At 71.6% G+C, this 16374-nt stretch carries 17 protein-coding genes and 1 pseudogene; 8 read left to right on the top strand and 10 right to left on the bottom strand.

Features of this window, described 5'->3' with window-relative positions; all coding sequences use genetic code 11:
• Positions 1 to 8 precede the first annotated feature (8 nt).
• From LL648_RS24625 to LL648_RS24610, 4 genes are read left to right on the top strand one after another with little or no spacing between them, the layout of a single operon-like run.
• Complete coding sequence (locus LL648_RS24625; RefSeq protein WP_232665068.1) at positions 9 to 674, top strand: ABC transporter permease; 666 nt, start codon at positions 9 to 11, stop codon at positions 672 to 674.
• On the top strand, positions 671 to 1438 hold the full coding sequence (locus LL648_RS24620) for an ABC transporter permease (RefSeq protein WP_308190395.1): 768 nt from the start codon (positions 671 to 673) through the stop codon (positions 1436 to 1438). The genes LL648_RS24625 and LL648_RS24620 overlap by 4 nt, the downstream gene beginning before the upstream one ends.
• Positions 1435 to 2352: an ABC transporter substrate-binding protein gene (locus LL648_RS24615; protein WP_232665067.1), complete on the top strand. Its 918-nt coding sequence runs from the start codon at positions 1435 to 1437 to the stop codon at positions 2350 to 2352. Before LL648_RS24620 ends, LL648_RS24615 begins: the two co-directional genes overlap by 4 nt.
• Positions 2349 to 3173, top strand: coding sequence for an MOSC domain-containing protein (locus tag LL648_RS24610; RefSeq protein WP_232665066.1), 825 nt, complete (start codon positions 2349 to 2351; stop codon positions 3171 to 3173). Before LL648_RS24615 ends, LL648_RS24610 begins: the two co-directional genes overlap by 4 nt.
• 66 nt (positions 3174 to 3239) lie before the next feature.
• Here LL648_RS24610 and LL648_RS24605 read toward each other — a convergent pair whose 3' ends face one another.
• A complete protein-coding gene (locus LL648_RS24605; protein ID WP_232665065.1) occupies positions 3240 to 4163 on the bottom strand; it encodes an SDR family oxidoreductase in 924 nt (307 codons plus the stop codon).
• Between the two features lie 131 nt (positions 4164 to 4294).
• Between LL648_RS24605 and LL648_RS45805 the strand changes: the two genes are divergently transcribed.
• Positions 4295 to 4525: a hypothetical protein gene (locus LL648_RS45805; protein ID WP_374112099.1), complete on the top strand. Its 231-nt coding sequence runs from the start codon at positions 4295 to 4297 to the stop codon at positions 4523 to 4525.
• Here LL648_RS45805 and LL648_RS24600 read toward each other — a convergent pair.
• Positions 4522 to 5711 (bottom strand): annotated as a pseudogene (locus LL648_RS24600) (acyl-CoA dehydrogenase family protein). The gene LL648_RS45805 and the pseudogene LL648_RS24600 sit on opposite strands and share 4 nt — an antisense overlap.
• A gap of 54 nt (positions 5712 to 5765) precedes the next feature.
• Between LL648_RS24600 and LL648_RS24595 the strand changes: the two are divergent.
• Entirely contained in the window at positions 5766 to 6422 is a 657-nt protein-coding gene (locus LL648_RS24595) for a TetR/AcrR family transcriptional regulator (RefSeq protein ID WP_232665063.1), read from the top strand.
• Here LL648_RS24595 and LL648_RS24590 read toward each other — a convergent pair.
• Together LL648_RS24590 and LL648_RS24585 are read right to left on the bottom strand one after the other, a co-directional pair.
• Positions 6394 to 7083 carry a permease prefix domain 1-containing protein gene (locus LL648_RS24590; RefSeq protein ID WP_232665062.1) on the bottom strand — a complete coding sequence of 230 codons (690 nt, stop codon included), beginning with the start codon at positions 7081 to 7083 and terminating at the stop codon, positions 6394 to 6396. The two genes, LL648_RS24595 and LL648_RS24590, sit on opposite strands and share 29 nt — an antisense overlap.
• Positions 7080 to 7424 carry a PadR family transcriptional regulator gene (locus tag LL648_RS24585; RefSeq protein WP_232665061.1) on the bottom strand — a complete coding sequence of 115 codons (345 nt, stop codon included), beginning with the start codon at positions 7422 to 7424 and terminating at the stop codon, positions 7080 to 7082. The genes LL648_RS24590 and LL648_RS24585 overlap by 4 nt, the downstream gene beginning before the upstream one ends.
• Positions 7425 to 7523: 99 nt before the next feature.
• Between LL648_RS24585 and LL648_RS24580 the strand changes: the two genes are divergently transcribed.
• Both LL648_RS24580 and LL648_RS24575 read left to right on the top strand, forming a co-directional pair.
• Positions 7524 to 7958 carry a hypothetical protein gene (locus LL648_RS24580; RefSeq protein WP_232665060.1) on the top strand — a complete coding sequence of 145 codons (435 nt, stop codon included), beginning with the start codon at positions 7524 to 7526 and terminating at the stop codon, positions 7956 to 7958.
• Positions 7955 to 9517, top strand: coding sequence for a multicopper oxidase family protein (locus LL648_RS24575; RefSeq protein WP_232665059.1), 1563 nt, complete (start codon positions 7955 to 7957; stop codon positions 9515 to 9517). Before LL648_RS24580 ends, LL648_RS24575 begins: the two co-directional genes overlap by 4 nt.
• Positions 9518 to 9566: 49 nt before the next feature.
• On the opposite strand, the gene LL648_RS24570 is transcribed toward LL648_RS24575, so the two are convergent.
• The 6 genes from LL648_RS24570 to LL648_RS24545 all read right to left on the bottom strand — a co-directional run bounded on the left by LL648_RS24570 (position 9567) and on the right by LL648_RS24545 (position 16276).
• Entirely contained in the window at positions 9567 to 11051 is a 1485-nt protein-coding gene (locus LL648_RS24570) for a D-alanine--D-alanine ligase (RefSeq protein ID WP_308190394.1), read from the bottom strand.
• 139 nt (positions 11052 to 11190) lie between these two features.
• Positions 11191 to 11607: a hypothetical protein gene (locus tag LL648_RS24565; protein WP_232665058.1), complete on the bottom strand. Its 417-nt coding sequence runs from the start codon at positions 11605 to 11607 to the stop codon at positions 11191 to 11193.
• 101 nt (positions 11608 to 11708) lie between these two features.
• On the bottom strand, positions 11709 to 12710 hold the full coding sequence (locus LL648_RS24560; RefSeq protein WP_232665057.1) for a TIGR03842 family LLM class F420-dependent oxidoreductase: 1002 nt from the start codon (positions 12708 to 12710) through the stop codon (positions 11709 to 11711).
• 49 nt (positions 12711 to 12759) lie between these two features.
• Positions 12760 to 14145, bottom strand: coding sequence for a dihydropyrimidinase (gene hydA / locus LL648_RS24555; protein WP_232665056.1), 1386 nt, complete (start codon positions 14143 to 14145; stop codon positions 12760 to 12762).
• Entirely contained in the window at positions 14142 to 15428 is a 1287-nt protein-coding gene (locus LL648_RS24550) for an aspartate aminotransferase family protein (RefSeq protein WP_232665055.1), read from the bottom strand. The genes hydA and LL648_RS24550 overlap by 4 nt, the downstream gene beginning before the upstream one ends.
• Positions 15425 to 16276 (bottom strand): nitrilase-related carbon-nitrogen hydrolase, encoded by an 852-nt coding sequence (locus tag LL648_RS24545; RefSeq protein WP_232665054.1) that lies wholly within the window; start codon positions 16274 to 16276, stop codon positions 15425 to 15427. Before LL648_RS24545 ends, LL648_RS24550 begins: the two co-directional genes overlap by 4 nt.
• Between the last annotated feature and the right edge of the window lie 98 nt (positions 16277 to 16374).

The following is a 16374-nucleotide window of genomic DNA, read 5'->3' as shown; positions in this document are numbered from 1 at the left end:
CGGCCACCGTGATCCTCTGGGACTGGATCCCGCGCAACCTCGGCACCATCGGCCAGCAGCTGCTGCAGCACCTGCAGCTCTCGCTGATCCCGGTGGTGGTCGCGCTCGTCGTCTCGGTCCCGCTCGGCTGGCTGGCCAACCGCAGCCCGGCGCTGCGCGCGGTGCTCGTGCCGGCGGCCGGGCTGCTCTACACGATCCCGTCGATCGTGCTGTTCGTGATGCTGCCCGGCGTGCTCGGCACCCGGATCGACAGCCCGCTGAACATCCAGATCGCGCTCACCGTCTACACCGTCGCGCTGCTCGTCCGCTCGGTCGCCGACGCGCTGGCCGCCGTGCCGTCGATGGTCGTCGCGGCCGCGACGGCGATGGGCTTCCGGCCGGGGCGCCGGTTCGTGTCGGTGGAGCTGCCGCTCGCAGTCCCGGTGCTGATCGCGGGCCTGCGCGTGGCGACGGTCTCCAACATCAGCTTGGTCAGCGTCGGCGCACTGATCGGCGTCGGCGGGCTCGGCGCGCTGCTTACACAGGGTTTCCAGGAGTTCTTCCCCACCAAGATCATCATCGGGGTGGTGCTCATCGTGGTGCTGGCCCTGCTGGCCGACGCGCTGCTGCTCCTGCTCGGCCGGTACATCACACCGTGGGTCCGGGCCGGTGCCGGCGCTAGGAGCAAAGCGTGAACATCCTGAACCAGCTCGTCTCCTGGTTCGCCGACCCCGCGCACTGGAGCGGTAGCGGCGGGGTGCCGATCCGGCTGCTGGAGCACCTCTACTACAGCGGGCTCGCGCTGCTGATCGGGCTGGTCGTGGCGCTGCCCATCGGGCTGGCCGTCGGCCACACCGGCAAGGGCAGCTTCCTCATCGTCGGGCTCGCCAACGGGCTGCGCGCCCTGCCCGAGCTCGGTGTGCTGATCCTGCTCGTGCTCTTCATGGGCATCGGGCTGATCCCGGTGGTCATCGCGCTCTCGATCCTCGCGATCCCGCCGCTGCTCGCCGGCGCCTACGCCGGCATCCGCAACGTCGACCCCGCGGTGGTCGACGCCGCGCGTGGCGTCGGCATGCGTGAGCAGCAGGTGCTGTTCAAGGTCGAGCTGCCCAACGCGCTGCCGTTGATCCTCGGCGGGCTGCGGTCCGCTGCGCTGCAGGTGATCGCGACGGCCGCCGTCGCGTCGTTCGTCAGCTTCGGCGGCTTCGGCCGCTACATCTTCGACGGCCTCCGCATCCGCGACTACCCGCAGATGGCGGCCGGCGCGTTGCTCGTCGCGGCGCTCGCGCTCGCGGTCGAGGGCGTGCTCGCGCTCGTGCAGCGCTCGGTGGTCTCACCGGGCCTGCGCGCAAGCGGTGGCGCCCGCCGTTCCCCGACCGCCGACGTCGCGAGCACCCCGGAGCCCGCGCAGCCCGACGACCCGTCCCCCGCCCCTGAACTGGCAGGAGTCAAACGATGAAGCGCACCACCACCTTGCTCGCCGCAGGAACGGCGGGACTGCTGCTGCTCGCCGGGTGCGGCGGTGGCGGCGGCGACCCGCTCGCGCCGAACACCGGGGGCGGGCCCGCGCCGTCCGACACGATCAGCATCGCGTCGCAGGACTTCCCGGAGAGCCGGCTGCTCGGGGAGATCTACGCCCAGTCGCTCGAGGCGAAGGGCAGCAAGGTCGAGCGGAAGTTCAGCATCGGCAGCCGCGAGATCTACTTCCCGGGTCTCAAGGACGGCTCGTTCGACCTGGTGCCCGACTACTCCGGCACGCTGCTGCAGTACATCGACAAGACCGCGAAGCAGACCTCCCCGGATGACGTCTATACCGCGCTCAAGACGGCGGTGCCCGCGCCGCTGACGGTGCTGGAGCAGTCGAAGGCGGAGAACAAGGACGCCGTGGTGGTCACCGCCGCGACGGCGGCGCAGTACGGCAAGTCGCTGGAGAACTACAGCACCGCCTGCGGCAACCTCGTCTTCGGTGGCCCGTCGGAGTTCCAGGCGCGGCCCGACGGCCTGCCCGGTATCACCGCGACCTACGGCTGCACGTTCAAGGAGTTCAAGGCGCTCGACACGGGCGGCCCGCTCACCGTCGCGGCGCTGAAGGACGGCACCGTGCAGGCCGCCGACCTCTTCACGACCGACCCCGCCATCGAGGACAACGGCTTCGTCGCGCTGGAGGACCCGAAGAACAACTTCGCCGCGCAGAACGTCGTGCCGCTGATCAACAAGAACAAGGCGACCCCTGAGGTCACCGCGGCGCTCAACGCGATCTCGGCGAAGCTCACCACCGAGGGCCTGATCGAGCTCAACCGCAAGCTCGCCGCGCCCGACCGGCCGAACGTCGAGACGGTGGCCAAGGAGTGGCTCGCCGCCAACGGCCTGTGACGCCTGTCGGGACGGTTGCCGCGCTGCGGCGCTACCCGGTCAAGTCCATGCTCGGCGAGGAGCTCGCCGCGGTGCGCGTCGCCGCGGGTGGGTTCGACGGCGACCGCGCGCTCGCGTTGATCGACACGTCGAGCGGGCGGATCGCCACGGCGAAGCACCCGCGGTTGTGGCGCCGGCTGCTGCAGCTGAGCGCCACCCGCGGCGACGACGGCTCGGTGTCGATCACGTTGCCGGACGGCAGCGTGCTCGACGCCGCCGGCTCGCAGGTGGGTGAGGTGCTCTCGGAGGTGCTCGGCCGGCCGGTGCGGCTCGCCGCGGAACGACCCGACGGGGCGTCGGTAGAGCGGCCCGCGCCGGAGGACGTGATCGCGAGCGGCGTCGAGGCCGAGGTGCCGTTCGCGACCGTGGAGATCGCGCTGGGCACCCCGGGCGGCACGTTCGTCGACCACTCGCCGGTGCACCTGATCACGACGGCGACCGTCGAGCACATCGGCACCGAGGCCCTGCGCTACCGGCCCAACGTGGTGATCGCGACCCCACCCGGCCCGCCGTTCGCAGAGAACGGGTGGCGCGGGCGGGAGGTCACGATCGGCGAGGTGCGGCTGCGGGTCACGCTGCCCACACCGCGCTGCTCGGTGCCGACGCTCGAACACGGCGAGCTGCCCCGCGCGCTGCACGCCGTCCGCACCCCGCTGGCCGAGAACCGGATCGACGTGCTGGGAACCGGCGCGATGCCGTGCGCCGGGGTCTACGCGGAGGTCGTGACCGGAGGGACGATCCACGCGGACGACCCGGTGCACATCGGCCCGCCGGCCTCCTGAGTTGCGGGTGCTGAGGGCTGCCGCGACAACCGTGAGCACCCGCAAGTCGGCCAGCGCCCGTCGGGACTACCGGTAGCCGGTGGCGTCGGCGGGTTTCCCGGCGTCCTGGACCTCGACGACGTATGGCCAGCAGTCGGGCGCCGAGCCGTCGACGTCGGTGAAGCCGTACACCTTCGCCAGCCCGCCCGACGAGAGCGACTGCCCCTGCCAGCGGCTGCGCTCCGGGTCGGCGGCGAGCGCCGCGACGGCCCGTCCGATGAACCGCGGCGTCTCGGAGATCACGAAGTGCGGCTCCTTCGCGCACGCGTCGCGCCAGTTGTCCTCGGTGACGCCGAACTCGTCGAGCATCAGCTCCGAACGCAGCCAGCCGGGCGTGATGCAGACCGCGGTGTGACCGTGCGGGCCCAGCTCGTGCGCCCAGCTGCGCGCCAGCCGGATCGGCGCGACCTTCGAGAGGTCGTAGTAGACGTTGAGCCGGTAGTTCGCGGCGTTGTACTCCTCGGTGCCGTCGGTGATCTCGACGACGAGCCCCGCGTCGCTGCGCATGAGCAGGGGGAACGCGTACTTCGCCGTGACGAGGTGGGTGTCGACGGCGAGCCGGAGCAGGTGCAGCCCGTCGGCGAGCGAGTGCTTCCACACCGGGGTGTCCCACTCGGCGAGGAAGTCGCCTCCGAAGATGTCGTTCACCAAGACGTCGATCCGCCCGTGGTCGGCGTCGATCCGCTCGACCAGCGCCTGCACCTGCTCGGGCACGGTGTGGTCGGTCGGGACGGCGATGCCTGTGCCGCCCGCCGCCGTCACCAGCTCGGCGGTCTCCTCGATCGTCTCGGCCCGGTTGTACTCCGAGCGCTGCGCCCTCGTGCTGCGCCCGGTCACGTAGACGGTGGCACCCGCCGCACCCAGCTCCGTGGCGATACCCCGCCCCGCGCCTCTCGTCGCGCCGGTGACCAGCGCGATCTTCCCTGCCAGCGGCTTGCCGTGCGTAGTCATGACAGCAACTGTCACAGGCAACCTTGACAGCTTCGGTCGGTGTTTCCCGGTTTTACGTGGCACCAGCACCGCATGTCCGCATAGCCTCGTCGATGAACTCGACAGCCAGTTGAGGGTCACGGAGGAACGTGATGTCATCGCTGCACCTGACCGACCTGTCCGACGCGCGCCGCGCCAACAAGACGTGGCTGCCCGACGACGACGGGGACGTCACCACCGGCCTCGTCCTGCAGGACGAGGCCAGCAAGCCGGCCTGCCGACGACACGGCGCCATGAACCGGGTGCACCCGGTCGAGCACATCTACCGCTGCTCGGAGTTCCGCTGCGGCGTGGGTGCCCGGGTCGCCGACCGTCGACCCTAGAACCAGAACGTCGGCTGCTCGATCCCCAGCCGGAGCTTGGCGTAGCGCTTGGCCGCCGCGGGGGAGAACCAGATGTGCTGTGCGGCGGCGTGGACGTCGCGGAAGCACCGCTGCAGCGGGTGCGTCGCCTGCAGCGCGCCGGCGCCGCCGAAGCGGAACGCGATGTCGACGCCGTGATCGCTGCTCGCATCGCCTGCTGCGTGGCCAGCAGGAAGCGGCCGCGTTGCTCGACATCGGGCACGTCGCCCGCGCAGGCGCTCGTCCACATCGACCCGATCGTGTCGAACACGAGCGCCCGCGCCGACTGCAGCCCGCCTTCGGCGCGGGCGAGCGCGACCTGCAGGTCGGCGTCCTCGGCGATGGGTGCGGTGCTCGGCGCGCGCACCTTCGTCGGCGCGAACGTCGCCAGCTCGTCGAGCGCGCGCCTCGCCACCCCCAGCGGGAACCCGGCCAGGAACGTCCCGGCGAGTGTGAAGAACGGGAAGCGCCACAGCGGGCCGTCGTGGCGGGCGGGCTCGGCGAAGGGGATCGACAGGTGCTCGGCCGCGACGGGCAGGTCGTGCGCGACGACGTCGTGGCTCCCGGTGCCGCGCAGCCCTGCGACGTCCCAGTTCTCGACGACCTGCCCCGCCGTGGCCGGGAACGCGGCCATCCGCCAGTCGGGCCCGCGACCGGGCACCATCCGCGGTCCGTCGCCGTCGAACACCATGGCGCCGTTGACGTACCAGTCGGCGTGCCGGCAGCCGCTGCTGAACCCCCACCGCCCGCTGAGCCGGAACCGCCCCTCGCCGTCGGGCACGAGCCGGCCGCTCGGCGCGAACACGCCCGCGCCGATCGCGTCGGTGCGCCCGCCGAGCAGGTCCAGCGCGACGGCGGGTTCGAGCCACGCGAGGAACGCGGTCGCGTTGCCGATCAGGACGCTCCAGCCGGCCGACCCGTCGGCGCGGCTCAGCTCCTCGACCACCTCGACGACCGCCGCCGCCGGCAGCTCCGCGCCGCCGAGCAGCCGTGGCGTCGCCAGCCGGAAGAGCCCGGCTCGACGGACCGTCTCGACGAGGTCGGGCGGCATCGTCGCGAGCCGCTCGGCTTCGAGCGCGCGGACACCCAGCTCCGGCGCGAGCGCTCGCGCGGCATCGAGCAACCCCCTGGGCGTCTCGGCCACCACTGGTTCGAGCGTCGTCGACATGGCATCCTCATTCCGATACAGGGCCATCTATTCGATATAGGAGTCTCTACTCAAGTGACGGAAGATGTCAAGGCCGGGCGGCGCTACGACGCGTCCCGGCGCCAGCAGCAGGCGCGGGAGACCCGCGCCCGGGTGCTGGTCGAAGCCGGCCGGCTGTTCCTGGAGAAGGGCTACGTGGAGACCTCGATGCCCGACATCGCGCGCTCGGCCGGGGTGTCGGTGCAGACGGTCTACAAGGCGTTCGCGAACAAGGCCACGCTGCTCAAGGCGGTCTACGACATCTCCGTCGTCGGCGACGACGAGCCGGTCGCGATGGCCGACCGGGACGCGATCGCCGAGGTCGTCGCCGAGCCCGACGCCCGCCGCAAGATCGAGCTCTACGCGCGGCACCTCGTGGAGATCATGCCGCGCACCTCGCCGCTGCTGCTGCTCGCGCGCAACGCGGCCGGCGCCGACCCCGCCGCCGCGGCGGTGTGGGAGCAGATGCGTGCGGAGATGCTCGGTGCGATGACCCTCTTCGGCGCCGACCTCCGCGGCACCGGGCAGGTGCGCGGCGACATCTCGCCCGACGAGGTCCGCGACATCCTGTGGACCCTGCACGCCCCCGAGGTGTACGAGCTGCTGGTGGTCGAACGTGGCTGGTCGGCGGCACGCTACGGCGCGTTCGTGGCCGGCGCCATGATCAACGGCGTGGTCGCTCCCCGCGCGTGACGTAGAGCGTCCGCAGCCCCGAGAAGATCATCACTGCTAGGGCGATCGAGCTGACGACGAACGCGACGGCGGCCAGCGGGGTCGCCGCGAGCATGGCGTCGGTGCCGCGCGAGTTGCCCAGCTGCATGCCGAGGCACACCGCTGTGGTCACGAGAGCCGTCACCACCGCCGTCGCCGCGACCGCCCGACCAGTGAACCGCGACGGCGTCCGCCGCAGGAACGTCATGAGCAGCAACGCGACCGCCACGACCGTCGCGACGTTCGAGATCTTGTCCTGCGCGTCGGCGAGCGTCAGCACGATCTGCGGCGGCGGGCCGGCCATCTCCCAGCTGATCCCGATCGTCCACAGCATGTCCCAGCCGTGTGTCAGCGCCGGCATCAGCACCGCCAGCAGCAACGCGGTGCGACGGCTCTGCCGGACGGTCAGCTCGGCCTGGTAGAGCGGGGCGATCTGGCGGACGCTGCCGAACTGGCGCACGGCGAGCGCCTCGGCCTCCGCGGGGGCCAGTCCGCCCTCGCGATGGGCGGCCGCGGCGTCTTCGAGGCCCTCCCTGGTCTCGCGGAGCATGCTGGCGCGCGACCGTGCGGGGCCGCGCAGCGCGCGGGCGAGCTGCTCGACGTGAGCGGCGATCGTGCCGCCCACGACGGTGGGGGCGCTCACGACCCGCTCGCGGTCGTCGGCCCGGCGGGGCGCAGGACGGCCTCGACGACCGAGCTGAACTCCGCCCACTCGGTGCGGTGCATGCCCAGAGTGTGCCGTCCGGCGCGGGTGAGCGTGTAGGTGCGCCGCTCCCGGCCCCCGACCGTGCTCCACGCGCCGGAGAGCAGCCCGGCCCGCTCCAGCCGGCGCAGTGCCGGGTAGACGGTGCCGGTCGGCAGTTCGAGCGCTCCACCGCTGCGGGCCTGCAGCGCTTCGATGATCGCGTAGCCGTGCCGGGGCCCCGACTCCAGCACGGCGAGGATCAGACCGTCGAGGTGGCCGCGTACCGCATCAGGTCTCACGTGTAGGGATTCTACCTAGCGATCGGTGTGACGCATCCGGGCTTGGTTCAGGGAAATCCCCGATGCACATGTAGGCAGGCTACGTATAACGTGAAGAACGTGCTCACCACCGACCCTCCCGTCGTCACCCGGCGACCCTGCGTGACGCTGTGGCTGATGCGGACCGCCGCGACGCTGCACCTCGTGGTCGTGCTCTGCCAGCCGGTGCTGGCGGGCATGTTCCTCACCGGCGACGTCGACGCCATCGCCGTGCACGGCACCATCGGGTCGCTGCTCGCCGCGTACGACCTGCTCGTGCTGCTCCCGATCGCGATCGCGTACGTCACCGGCGGCCGCGGCCGGGTCTTCGTGCTGCCCGTCGTCGTGGTCCTCTTCCTCGCCACCGGCTTCCAGATCGGCATGGGGTACTCCCGCGAGCTGCAGCTGCACGTCCCGCTCGGGGTGCTGATCGTGACCGCGGCGGTGCTGTTGGCGGCGTGGTCGTGGACCGCATCGGCCGCGCGTGGCCGCGGGGCCGCCCGGAGCCCGCGGTGAGGCACGTCTCGCGCAGGTCGTTCCTGGGGCTGCTCGGCGGCGCCGCCGCGGGGGTCGCCGTGGCCGGCTGCGGCGGGCTCGGCAGCCTCGGATCGCCGGCGGGGCAGACCGGGGAACAGCTGGTGAGCGCGTTGCCGCTGCCGCCGCCGTTCCTGGTGCCGCTGCCGGTGCCGCCCGTCGCCCGACCGGTCGGCGTCGACCCGACCGGGGCCGACCTCTACCGGATCACGCAGCGGGTGGCGCAGGCGGAGATCATCCCCGGGTACCGGACGCCGATACTCGGGTACGACGGGATCTTCCCCGGTCCGACCTTCGAGACCCGCTCCGGCCGGCCCGTCGTGGTGCGCCACCGCAACGAGCTGCCGGTGCCGACCGTCGCGCACCTGCATGGCGGCCACACCCCGTCGGACAGCGACGGCTGGCCGCTCGACCTCGTGCTGCCGGCCGGGGACACCGCGGGATGGACGCAGCACCACGGCATGACCGGTGACGTCGTTGCGGGGGAGCGGGAGCACCGCTACCCGATGACGCAGCGCGCGTCGACGCTCTGGTACCACGACCACCGCATGGACTTCACCGCGCCGGCCGTCTACCGCGGGCTCGCGGGCTTCCACATCGTGCGCGACGACGTAGAGGACGCGCTCCCCCTGCCGCGCGGTGAGCGCGAGCTGCCGCTGATGATCTGCGACCGCTCCTTCGCGGCCGACGGCTCGTTCGCCTACCCCGGCCTCGACCAGGGCATGCGCTCCCTCCCGGGCGTCGAAGCCGACTGGATGGAGGGCGTGCTCGGCGACGTCGTGCTGGTCAACGGGGCGCCGTGGCCGGTGCACGAGGTCGACACCGCGCGCCACCGGCTGCGCATCCTCAACGCATCCAACGCGCGGCGCTACCGGATCGCGCTGCGCACGGACGACGGCCGGCCCGTCCCGCTCGTCCAGATCGGCTCCGACGGCGGCCTGCTCGCCGAGCCCGTCCCGCACGACGCGCTGCTCGTCTCGGCAGGGGAGCGGTTCGACGTGGTGGTGGACTTCTCCGAGGTGCCGGTCGGCACGGCCGTCACGATGGTGAACGAGCTGGGATCCGGCCGGACGGGCGAGATCATGCGGTTCGTCGTCGCCCGACGGGGCAGCGACGACAGCCGGATCCCCGAGCGGCTCTCCGAGATCGAACCGCTCGACGTCACCGGCGCGCCCGTCCGCACGTTCACCTTCGCCCGCGGCAAGGTCGGCGACCACAGGGGGTGGACGATCAACGGCACGGGGTTCGACCCGGCCACGTCGATCGCGGACATCCCGCTCGACCGCACCGAGGTCTGGCGGTTCGTCACCGACGTCCACCACCCCGTGCACGTGCACCTCGACTCGTTCCAGGTGCTGCGCCGCGGCAACGGCGGCCCCGGCCCGTCCGACGTGGGCTGGAAGGACACGGTGGACCTGCCGCCCGCCGAGATCGTCGACGTGGCGGTGCGGTTCTCGAAGTACACCGGCCGGTTCGTGATGCACTGCCACAACCTCGAACACGAGGACATGGCGATGATGGCGACGATCCGCACGGTCTGACCGGCTGGGCTGGCCGACTTGCGGGTGCTGATGGCTGTCGCGGCAGCCCTCACCACCCGCAAATCAAAGAGGGCGCCCCGCGCAGGTCTTCGCGGCTGGCGAGCGCGGTGTCGATGAGCGTGCTCAACAGCGTCGTGCAGTCCATGCCGGCCGCCGCCCACATCCGCGGGTACTGGGAGCCGGCGGTGAAGCCGGGGAACGTGTTGACCTCGTTGACCACCAGCTCGCCGTCGGGTCGGAGGAAGAAGTCGACGCGCAGCAGCCCGCTGCAGCCCAGTGCTTCGAAGGCGAGCATCGCGAGCTCGCCCATCCGGCGGCGGACGTCGCCGGGGATGTCGGCGGGGACGATGAACCCGGTCGACGGGTCGAGGTACTTCGCGGCGAAGTCGAAGATGCCGCCGCCGGCCACCACGATCTCCATCGGTGGGCTGGAGGTGAGCGTCGCGTCGGGCCACTCCAGCACCCCGATGTTGATCTCGCGGCCCGGCACTGCCGATTCGACCAGCACGGTCGTGTCGTATGTCCGGGCGTGCGCGACCGCGGCCGGTAGCTGCGCCCAGTCGTCGATGCGGGTCACGCCGAGGCTCGATCCCGACCGCGACGGCTTGACGAACGCCGGCAGCCCGAGCCGTTCGCGAGCCGATGCCGGCATGTCCGGCGCCCGATCGGTCAGCACCATGCCGTCGGCGACGGTGAGGCCCTCGGCTGCGAGCACGTGCTTGGTGCGCACCTTGTCCATCGCGAGCGCGCTCGACAGCACGCCGCTGCCCACGAACGGCACGCCGGCCGCGGCGACGCACGACTGCAGGGTGCCGTCCTCACCGAACGGGCCGTGGATGGCGGGGAAGACGACGTCGCAGCTGCGCAGCAGCTCGATCCCACGGAGCAGCGACTCGCTGACGCTCGCGCCTCCCGCGCGGGGCACCATCCGCCGGTCGAGCGCCTCGACGGTCTTCGCGCCGCCGTCGGAGTAGGCCGCCGGGTCGTCGACGCCGATGGACCAGCCGCCGTCGCGTTCGATCCGCACGGGCACGGCGGTGAATCGGGAGCGGTCGAGGTGGGCCAGGATGCTGGCCGCCGAAAGGCACGAGACGGGGTGCTCGCCGCTGCGGCCGCCGAACACAACGGCGACGGTCGTACGGGGTTCAGGCATGACGGGCCTCCGGGCGCGCTGCGGGGGAAGGTCGGGTACCGCGCCGATCCAGCGGCGGCGCACGCGCGTCCCGATCCAGGTGAGGACCTCGTGCGGGATCGTGCCCGCCCACGTGGCCCATTCGGTGACGGTCGGCTCGCCGCCGGAGCCCGGCGCGAGGACGACGACGTGGTCGGGATCGGAGGCACCGATGCCGAGATCGACGGGGAAGATCCACGCGAGGATCGGCGCCTCGATGCGTGGGCCTTTCATCACCGCCATCACCGCGGCGGATGTCAGGCGCCGAGCGACCGCCGTGTTCCCGGCTATCGCCGAGAGATCGATGACGGCTTCGCTCGACGCCGGGGCGCCGCGCCCGCCGATGATCCCGACCTCCGCCATGCGCCCACCGTCGGGGGCACCCGTCTCATCGGCCTCTCACGCCCATTACACGGCAGCAGCGGGCACGACGACACACAGCCCGTGGTGCCTGACACAGGTCATGTCCGGTGTGACGACACCGCGGGCCGTGTGCGGTGGATCAGGAGACGACGACCTCCTCCATCCGCTCGTACGTGTCCACGGAGTTCACGAACGCCTTGTCCGTGCCCTTGCCGCCGTCGGCATGGTCGACCTCGCCGTAGTCGTTCACGTAGACGACGTCGTCGCCCTCGCCGGCCCACACGCTGTCCACCCCCTGACCGGCATGCACCTCGTCGTTGCCCCACGCGGAGCAGATCAGGTCGTTGCCCTGCCGGCCGTGGATCCGGTCAGGACCGTCCGTGCCCCGGATGACGTCGTCGCCCTGGGTGCCGTACGTCGTGATCCCCGGCTGCGCGTAGATCGTCACCGGCTTTCCGCCGCACGTCGACTCCTGTGCGGCGGCCGTGCCGGGCAGCACCAGCCCGGCGGCCAGCACGACCGACGCCATCAGCGTGACGCGTGCGCGTCCCTTCATCGGAGTTCCCCCGTTCCGCGGCCACGGGTCCGGCCGCGGGCACCACGATCGGGCGCGCGCGTCTCACGGGACTCTCACACCGGTTACATCCGGCACCCCGGTTACACCAAGGCCGGGATCACCGCGCTCCCGTACGCCTCGATCGTCTCCTCCCGCTGGTCGTGCATCGCGTAGATCGCGAACTGGTCCACCCCCAGCTCTTCCAGCTGCGCGAGCCGTTCCTGCTGCGCAGTGGCCGGGCCGAGCAGGCAGAAGCGGTCGACGACCTCGTCGGGCACGAAGTCGGTGGTGCGGTTGCCGGCGCGACCGTGGTGGGAGTAGTCGTAGCCCTCGCGGCCCTTGATGTACGACGTCAGCTCGGCCGGCACGGCCGCGCTGCTCTCGCCGTAGCGCGTGACGAGGTCGGCGACGTGGTTGCCGACCATCCCGCCGAACCAGCGGCACTGGTCGCGCGCGTGCGCGAGGTCGTCGCCGACGTATGCGGGCGCCGCGACGCAGATCGTCACGTCGCCGGGGTCGCGGCCGGCGGCGGTGGCGGCGGCGCGGACGGTCTTGACCGTCCACTCCACCAGGTACGGGTCGGCGAGCTGCAGGATGAACCCGTCGGCGACCCGCCCGATGAGGTCGAGCGCCTTCGGGCCGTACCCGGCGCCCCAGACCGGCAGCCGCGTGCCTTCCGCGACCCACGGGATCCGGACGGTCGTGCCCTCGATGTCGACGGGCCGGCCCTCGGCCAGCTCGCGGATGACGTGGATCGACGCCTCCAGCCGCGCGAGCGTCGTCGGCGGCCGGCCCTGCACGCGCACGGCGGAGTCGCCGCGGCCGATGCCGCAGACCGTCCGGTTGCCGAACGACTCGTGCAGCGTGGCGTGCATCGAGGCGATGACCGACCAGTCGCGGGTCGCGGGGTTGGTCACCATCGGGCCCACGACGAGCCGTTCGGTGTGCTCCAGAATCCGCGGGTAGATGACGTACGGCTCCTGCCACAGCACGTGCGAGTCGAACGTCCAGCCGTGCGTGAACCCGAGCCCGTCGGCGCGCACCATCAGGTCGACGACCTTCTGCGCAGGCGGGTCGGCCTGCAGAACCAGCCCGATGTCCATGATCAGTTTCCTCTCCGCGGGGTCATCCGGATCATGGCCGCACTACCTTTCACCGCAGTGTCTGGCACGTCTCGCGGCGCAGGAACCGCCCGTGCCCCGCGCTGCCGAGGTACTCGCCGTTGTCGATGATCACCCGGCCGCGCGACAGCACCGTCTGCGCCTTGCCGGTGATCGTCCTGCCTTCGTAGGGCGAGTAGTCGACGTTCATGTGGTGCGTCTCGGCCGAGAGCACCTGCGTCGCGGCCGGGTCGTAGATCACGACGTCGGCGTCCGAGCCGGGCGCGATCGTGCCCTTGCGCGGGTAGAGCCCGAACATCCGGGCCGGTGTCGCGCACGCGATCTCGATCCACCTGCGCCGCCCGATGTGCCCGTCGAGCACCGCCTGATGCAGCAGGTCCATCCGCGTCTCGACGCCCGGCAGCCCGTTCGGGATCTTGGAGAAGTCGCCCAGCCCGAGCTCCTTCTGGCCCTTGAAGCAGAACGGGCAGTGGTCGGTGGAGACGACCGAGAGGTCGTCGGTGCGCAGCCCCTTCCACAGCGCCGCCTGGTGCTCCTCCGGCCGCAGCGGCGTCGAGCAGACGTACTTCGCGCCCTCGAAACCCGGACGCGCGAGGTCGTCGGTCGAGAGGTAGAGGTACTGCGGGCAGGTCTCGGCGAAGACGTTCAGACCCTCGTCGCGGGCCCGCGTGACCTCCGCGAGCGCCTCGATCGCCGATAGGTGCACGATGTACAGCGGCGAGCCCGCGACCTGCGCGAGCTTGATCGCGCGGTTGGTCGCCTCGGCCTCCAGCAGCGCGTGCCGGACGACACCGTGGTACTTCGGGTCGGTGTTGCCGCGGGCCAGCGCCTGCTCCACCAGCACGTCGATCGCGATGCCGTTCTCGGCGTGCATCATGATCAGCCCGCCGGTCTCGGCGCCCTTCTGCAGCGCGCGCAGGATCTTGCCGTCGTCGCTGTAGAAGACACCCGGGTAGGCCATGAACAGCTTGAAGCTGGTGATGCCCTCCCCGATGAGCGTCTCCATCTCCTTGAGCGAGCCCTCGGTGACGTCGCCCATGATCATGTGGAAGGCGTAGTCGATCGCGCAGTTGCCCTCGGCCTTCGCGTGCCACGCGTCGAGGCCCTCGCGCAGCGTGCCGCCGACCGACTGCACCGCGAAGTCGACGATCGTGGTCGTGCCGCCCCACGCCGCGGCGCGGGTGCCGGTCTCGAACGTGTCGGAGGCGAACGTGCCGCCGAACGGCAGCTCCATGTGCGTGTGCGCGTCGACGCCGCCGGGGATCACGTACTTGCCGGTGGCGTCGATGACGGTGTCGGCGGTCCAGCCGTCGGACGTGCCGAGCGCGACGACCTTCTCGTCCTCGATCAGCACATCGGTGCCGATCTCGTCGGACGCGGTGATGACCAGACCGTTCCTGATCAGCGTGCGACTCACGGGGTGACCTCCTCGATCGCCGCGACGAGCGCGGCCAGTCCTTCGGCTGCCTCGTCGGCGGTGAGCGAGAGCGGCGGCGCGATCCGCAGGACGTTGCCGTGCAACCCGCCCTTGCCGACGAGCAGCCCGCGCCGCTTGCACGCCTCCAGCACGGCGCCGGCGAGCTCCGGCGCCGGCTCGCCCGGCGAGCCCGTGCCCGGCCGCACCAGCTCCACGCCGAGCATCAGCCCCTTGCCGCGGACGTCGCCGACGATCGGGCTGCCGATCGCGCGCAGCCCGTCGAACAGCGCCGGGCCGCGCAGCGCCGCGTTCGCCTGCAGGTCGTGTTCGAGCAGGTGGTGCAGGTTGGCCAGCGCGCCGGCGGAGGTGAGCGGCGAGCCGCCGAACGTCGAGATGTGGTTCGCCGGCAGCGAGTCCATGATCGCGGCGGGGGCGATCACGCCGCCCATCGAGAGCCCGTTGCCGACGCCCTTCGCGAACGTGACGAGGTCGGGCGTCGCGCCGTGCGCCTGCCACCCCCAGAAGTGCTCGCCGGTGCGTCCCCAGCCGGTCTGCACCTCGTCGGAGATCCACAGGATGCCGCGCTCACGCAGTACTTCGGCGAACGCGCCGAGCAGCCCGTCGGGCCCCGACGTGAACCCGCCGACACCCTGGATGGGCTCGGCGATGAACGCGGCGACGTCCCCGCCGGTCTGGTCGAGCACCTCCTTCAGGTCCGCGACGCACGCGGCGATGTACTCGCCGTCGGGCAGGCCGGCGAACGGCGAGCGGTACTGCTGCCCGCCGTGCACGTAGTAGACCTGGAACGGCGAGAGCGACGTCGGCGACCACGACCGGTTGCCGGTGATCGCGATCGTCGAGAACGAGCGGCCGTGGTAGCTGTTGCGCAGAGCCAGGATCTGGTTGGAGCGGCGCACCGTGCTCGCCAGCAGCAGCGCGGCGTCGTTCGCCTCGGTGCCCGACGGGGTCAGGAACACCTTCGCCGAGGGGATCTCCGAGACGGTCGCGATCTGCTCGGCCAGCTCCACCATCGGCCGGTTCAGGTACAGCGTCGAGCTGTGGATGATCCGCCCGGCCTGGTCGGCGACCGCCTTGGTCACCTCCGGCAGCGCGTGCGCGGTCATCGTGGTGAGGATGCCGCCGAAGAAGTCGAGGTAGCGGTTGCCGTCGGCGTCCCAGACGTGCCGGCCGTCGCCGCGCTCGATCTCGATCGGCTCGTCGTAGTAGATGGCGAGCCACGAGGGGAGAACGGCGCGCGTCCGCGCGAGGAGGTCGTCGCTCATGACTCCACCAGGCTTCCGTAGGCGTCGGGGCGGCGATCGCGGTAGAACGCCCATTGCTGGCGCACTTCCTCGATCATGCCGAGGTCGAGGTCGCGCACGACGAGCTCCTCGTCGGTGCCGGACGCCGGGTCGCCGACGAACTGCCCGCGCGGGTCGACGAAGTAGCTGGTGCCGTAGAAGTCGTTGTCGCCGTACTCCTCGACGCCGACCCGGTTGATCGCGGCGACGAAGTACTCGTTGGCGACGGCGGCCGCCGGCTGCTCCAGCTTCCACAAGTACGAGGAGAGGCCGCGGCTGGTCGCGCTGGGGTTGAAGACGATCTGCGCGCCGGCCAGCCCGAGCGCGCGCCAGCCCTCCGGGAAGTGGCGGTCGTAGCAGATGTAGACGCCGACCTTGCCGACCGCCGTGTCGAACACCGGCCAACCGACGTTGCCGGGCCGGAAGTAGAACTTCTCCCAGAAGCCCTTGACCTGCGGGATGTGGTGCTTGCGGTACTTGCCGAGGTACGTGCCGTCGGCGTCGATCACCGCGGCGGTGTTGTAGTAGAAGCCCGCGGACTCCAGCTCGTACACCGGCACGACCAGCACCATCCCGGTCTCCCGGGCCAGCGCCTGCATCCGCTGGACGGTCGGCCCGTCCGGCACCGGCTCGGCCCAGCGGTAGTGCTCGGCCTCCTGGACCTGGCAGAAGTACGGCGCGTTGAAGACCTCCTGGAAGCCCATCACCTGCGCGCCCTGCTCAGCCGCCGCGCGGGCGTACCGCTCGTGGACCTCGATCATGGACTCGGTGTCGCCGGTCCATTTCGTCTGCACGATCGCCGCCCGGACCACCCGTGCCCCCTCCGCCATGCCGCACCTCCGCCTGACTCCCGCAAGACCCGTGAAACCGCAAGGGGACACCTTCGAACGCGCGCCCACTCCGGGGCAAGACCCTGTTCCGGAGGGTC

This window comes from Pseudonocardia sp. TRM90224 (genome assembly GCF_021245725.1).
GTDB lineage: Bacteria > Actinomycetota > Actinomycetes > Mycobacteriales > Pseudonocardiaceae > Pseudonocardia.
This window is presented reverse-complemented; position numbering and strand designations above follow the sequence as displayed.

What these genes read in the sequence shown, in the direction of transcription:
- LL648_RS24615 (WP_232665067.1), top strand. Translation starts at nt 1,435, where the DNA reads ATGAAGCGCACCACCACCTTGCTCGCCGCAGGAACGGCGGGACTGCTG.
- LL648_RS24605 (WP_232665065.1), bottom strand. Translation starts at nt 4,163, where the DNA reads ATGACTACGCACGGCAAGCCGCTGGCAGGGAAGATCGCGCTGGTCACC.
- LL648_RS45805 (WP_374112099.1), top strand. Translation starts at nt 4,295, where the DNA reads ATGTCATCGCTGCACCTGACCGACCTGTCCGACGCGCGCCGCGCCAAC.
- LL648_RS24570 (WP_308190394.1), bottom strand. Translation starts at nt 11,051, where the DNA reads ATGGCGGAGGTCGGGATCATCGGCGGGCGCGGCGCCCCGGCGTCGAGC.
- LL648_RS24565 (WP_232665058.1), bottom strand. Translation starts at nt 11,607, where the DNA reads ATGAAGGGACGCGCACGCGTCACGCTGATGGCGTCGGTCGTGCTGGCC.
- LL648_RS24560 (WP_232665057.1), bottom strand. Translation starts at nt 12,710, where the DNA reads ATGGACATCGGGCTGGTTCTGCAGGCCGACCCGCCTGCGCAGAAGGTC.
- LL648_RS24550 (WP_232665055.1), bottom strand. Translation starts at nt 15,428, where the DNA reads ATGAGCGACGACCTCCTCGCGCGGACGCGCGCCGTTCTCCCCTCGTGG.
- LL648_RS24545 (WP_232665054.1), bottom strand. Translation starts at nt 16,276, where the DNA reads ATGGCGGAGGGGGCACGGGTGGTCCGGGCGGCGATCGTGCAGACGAAA.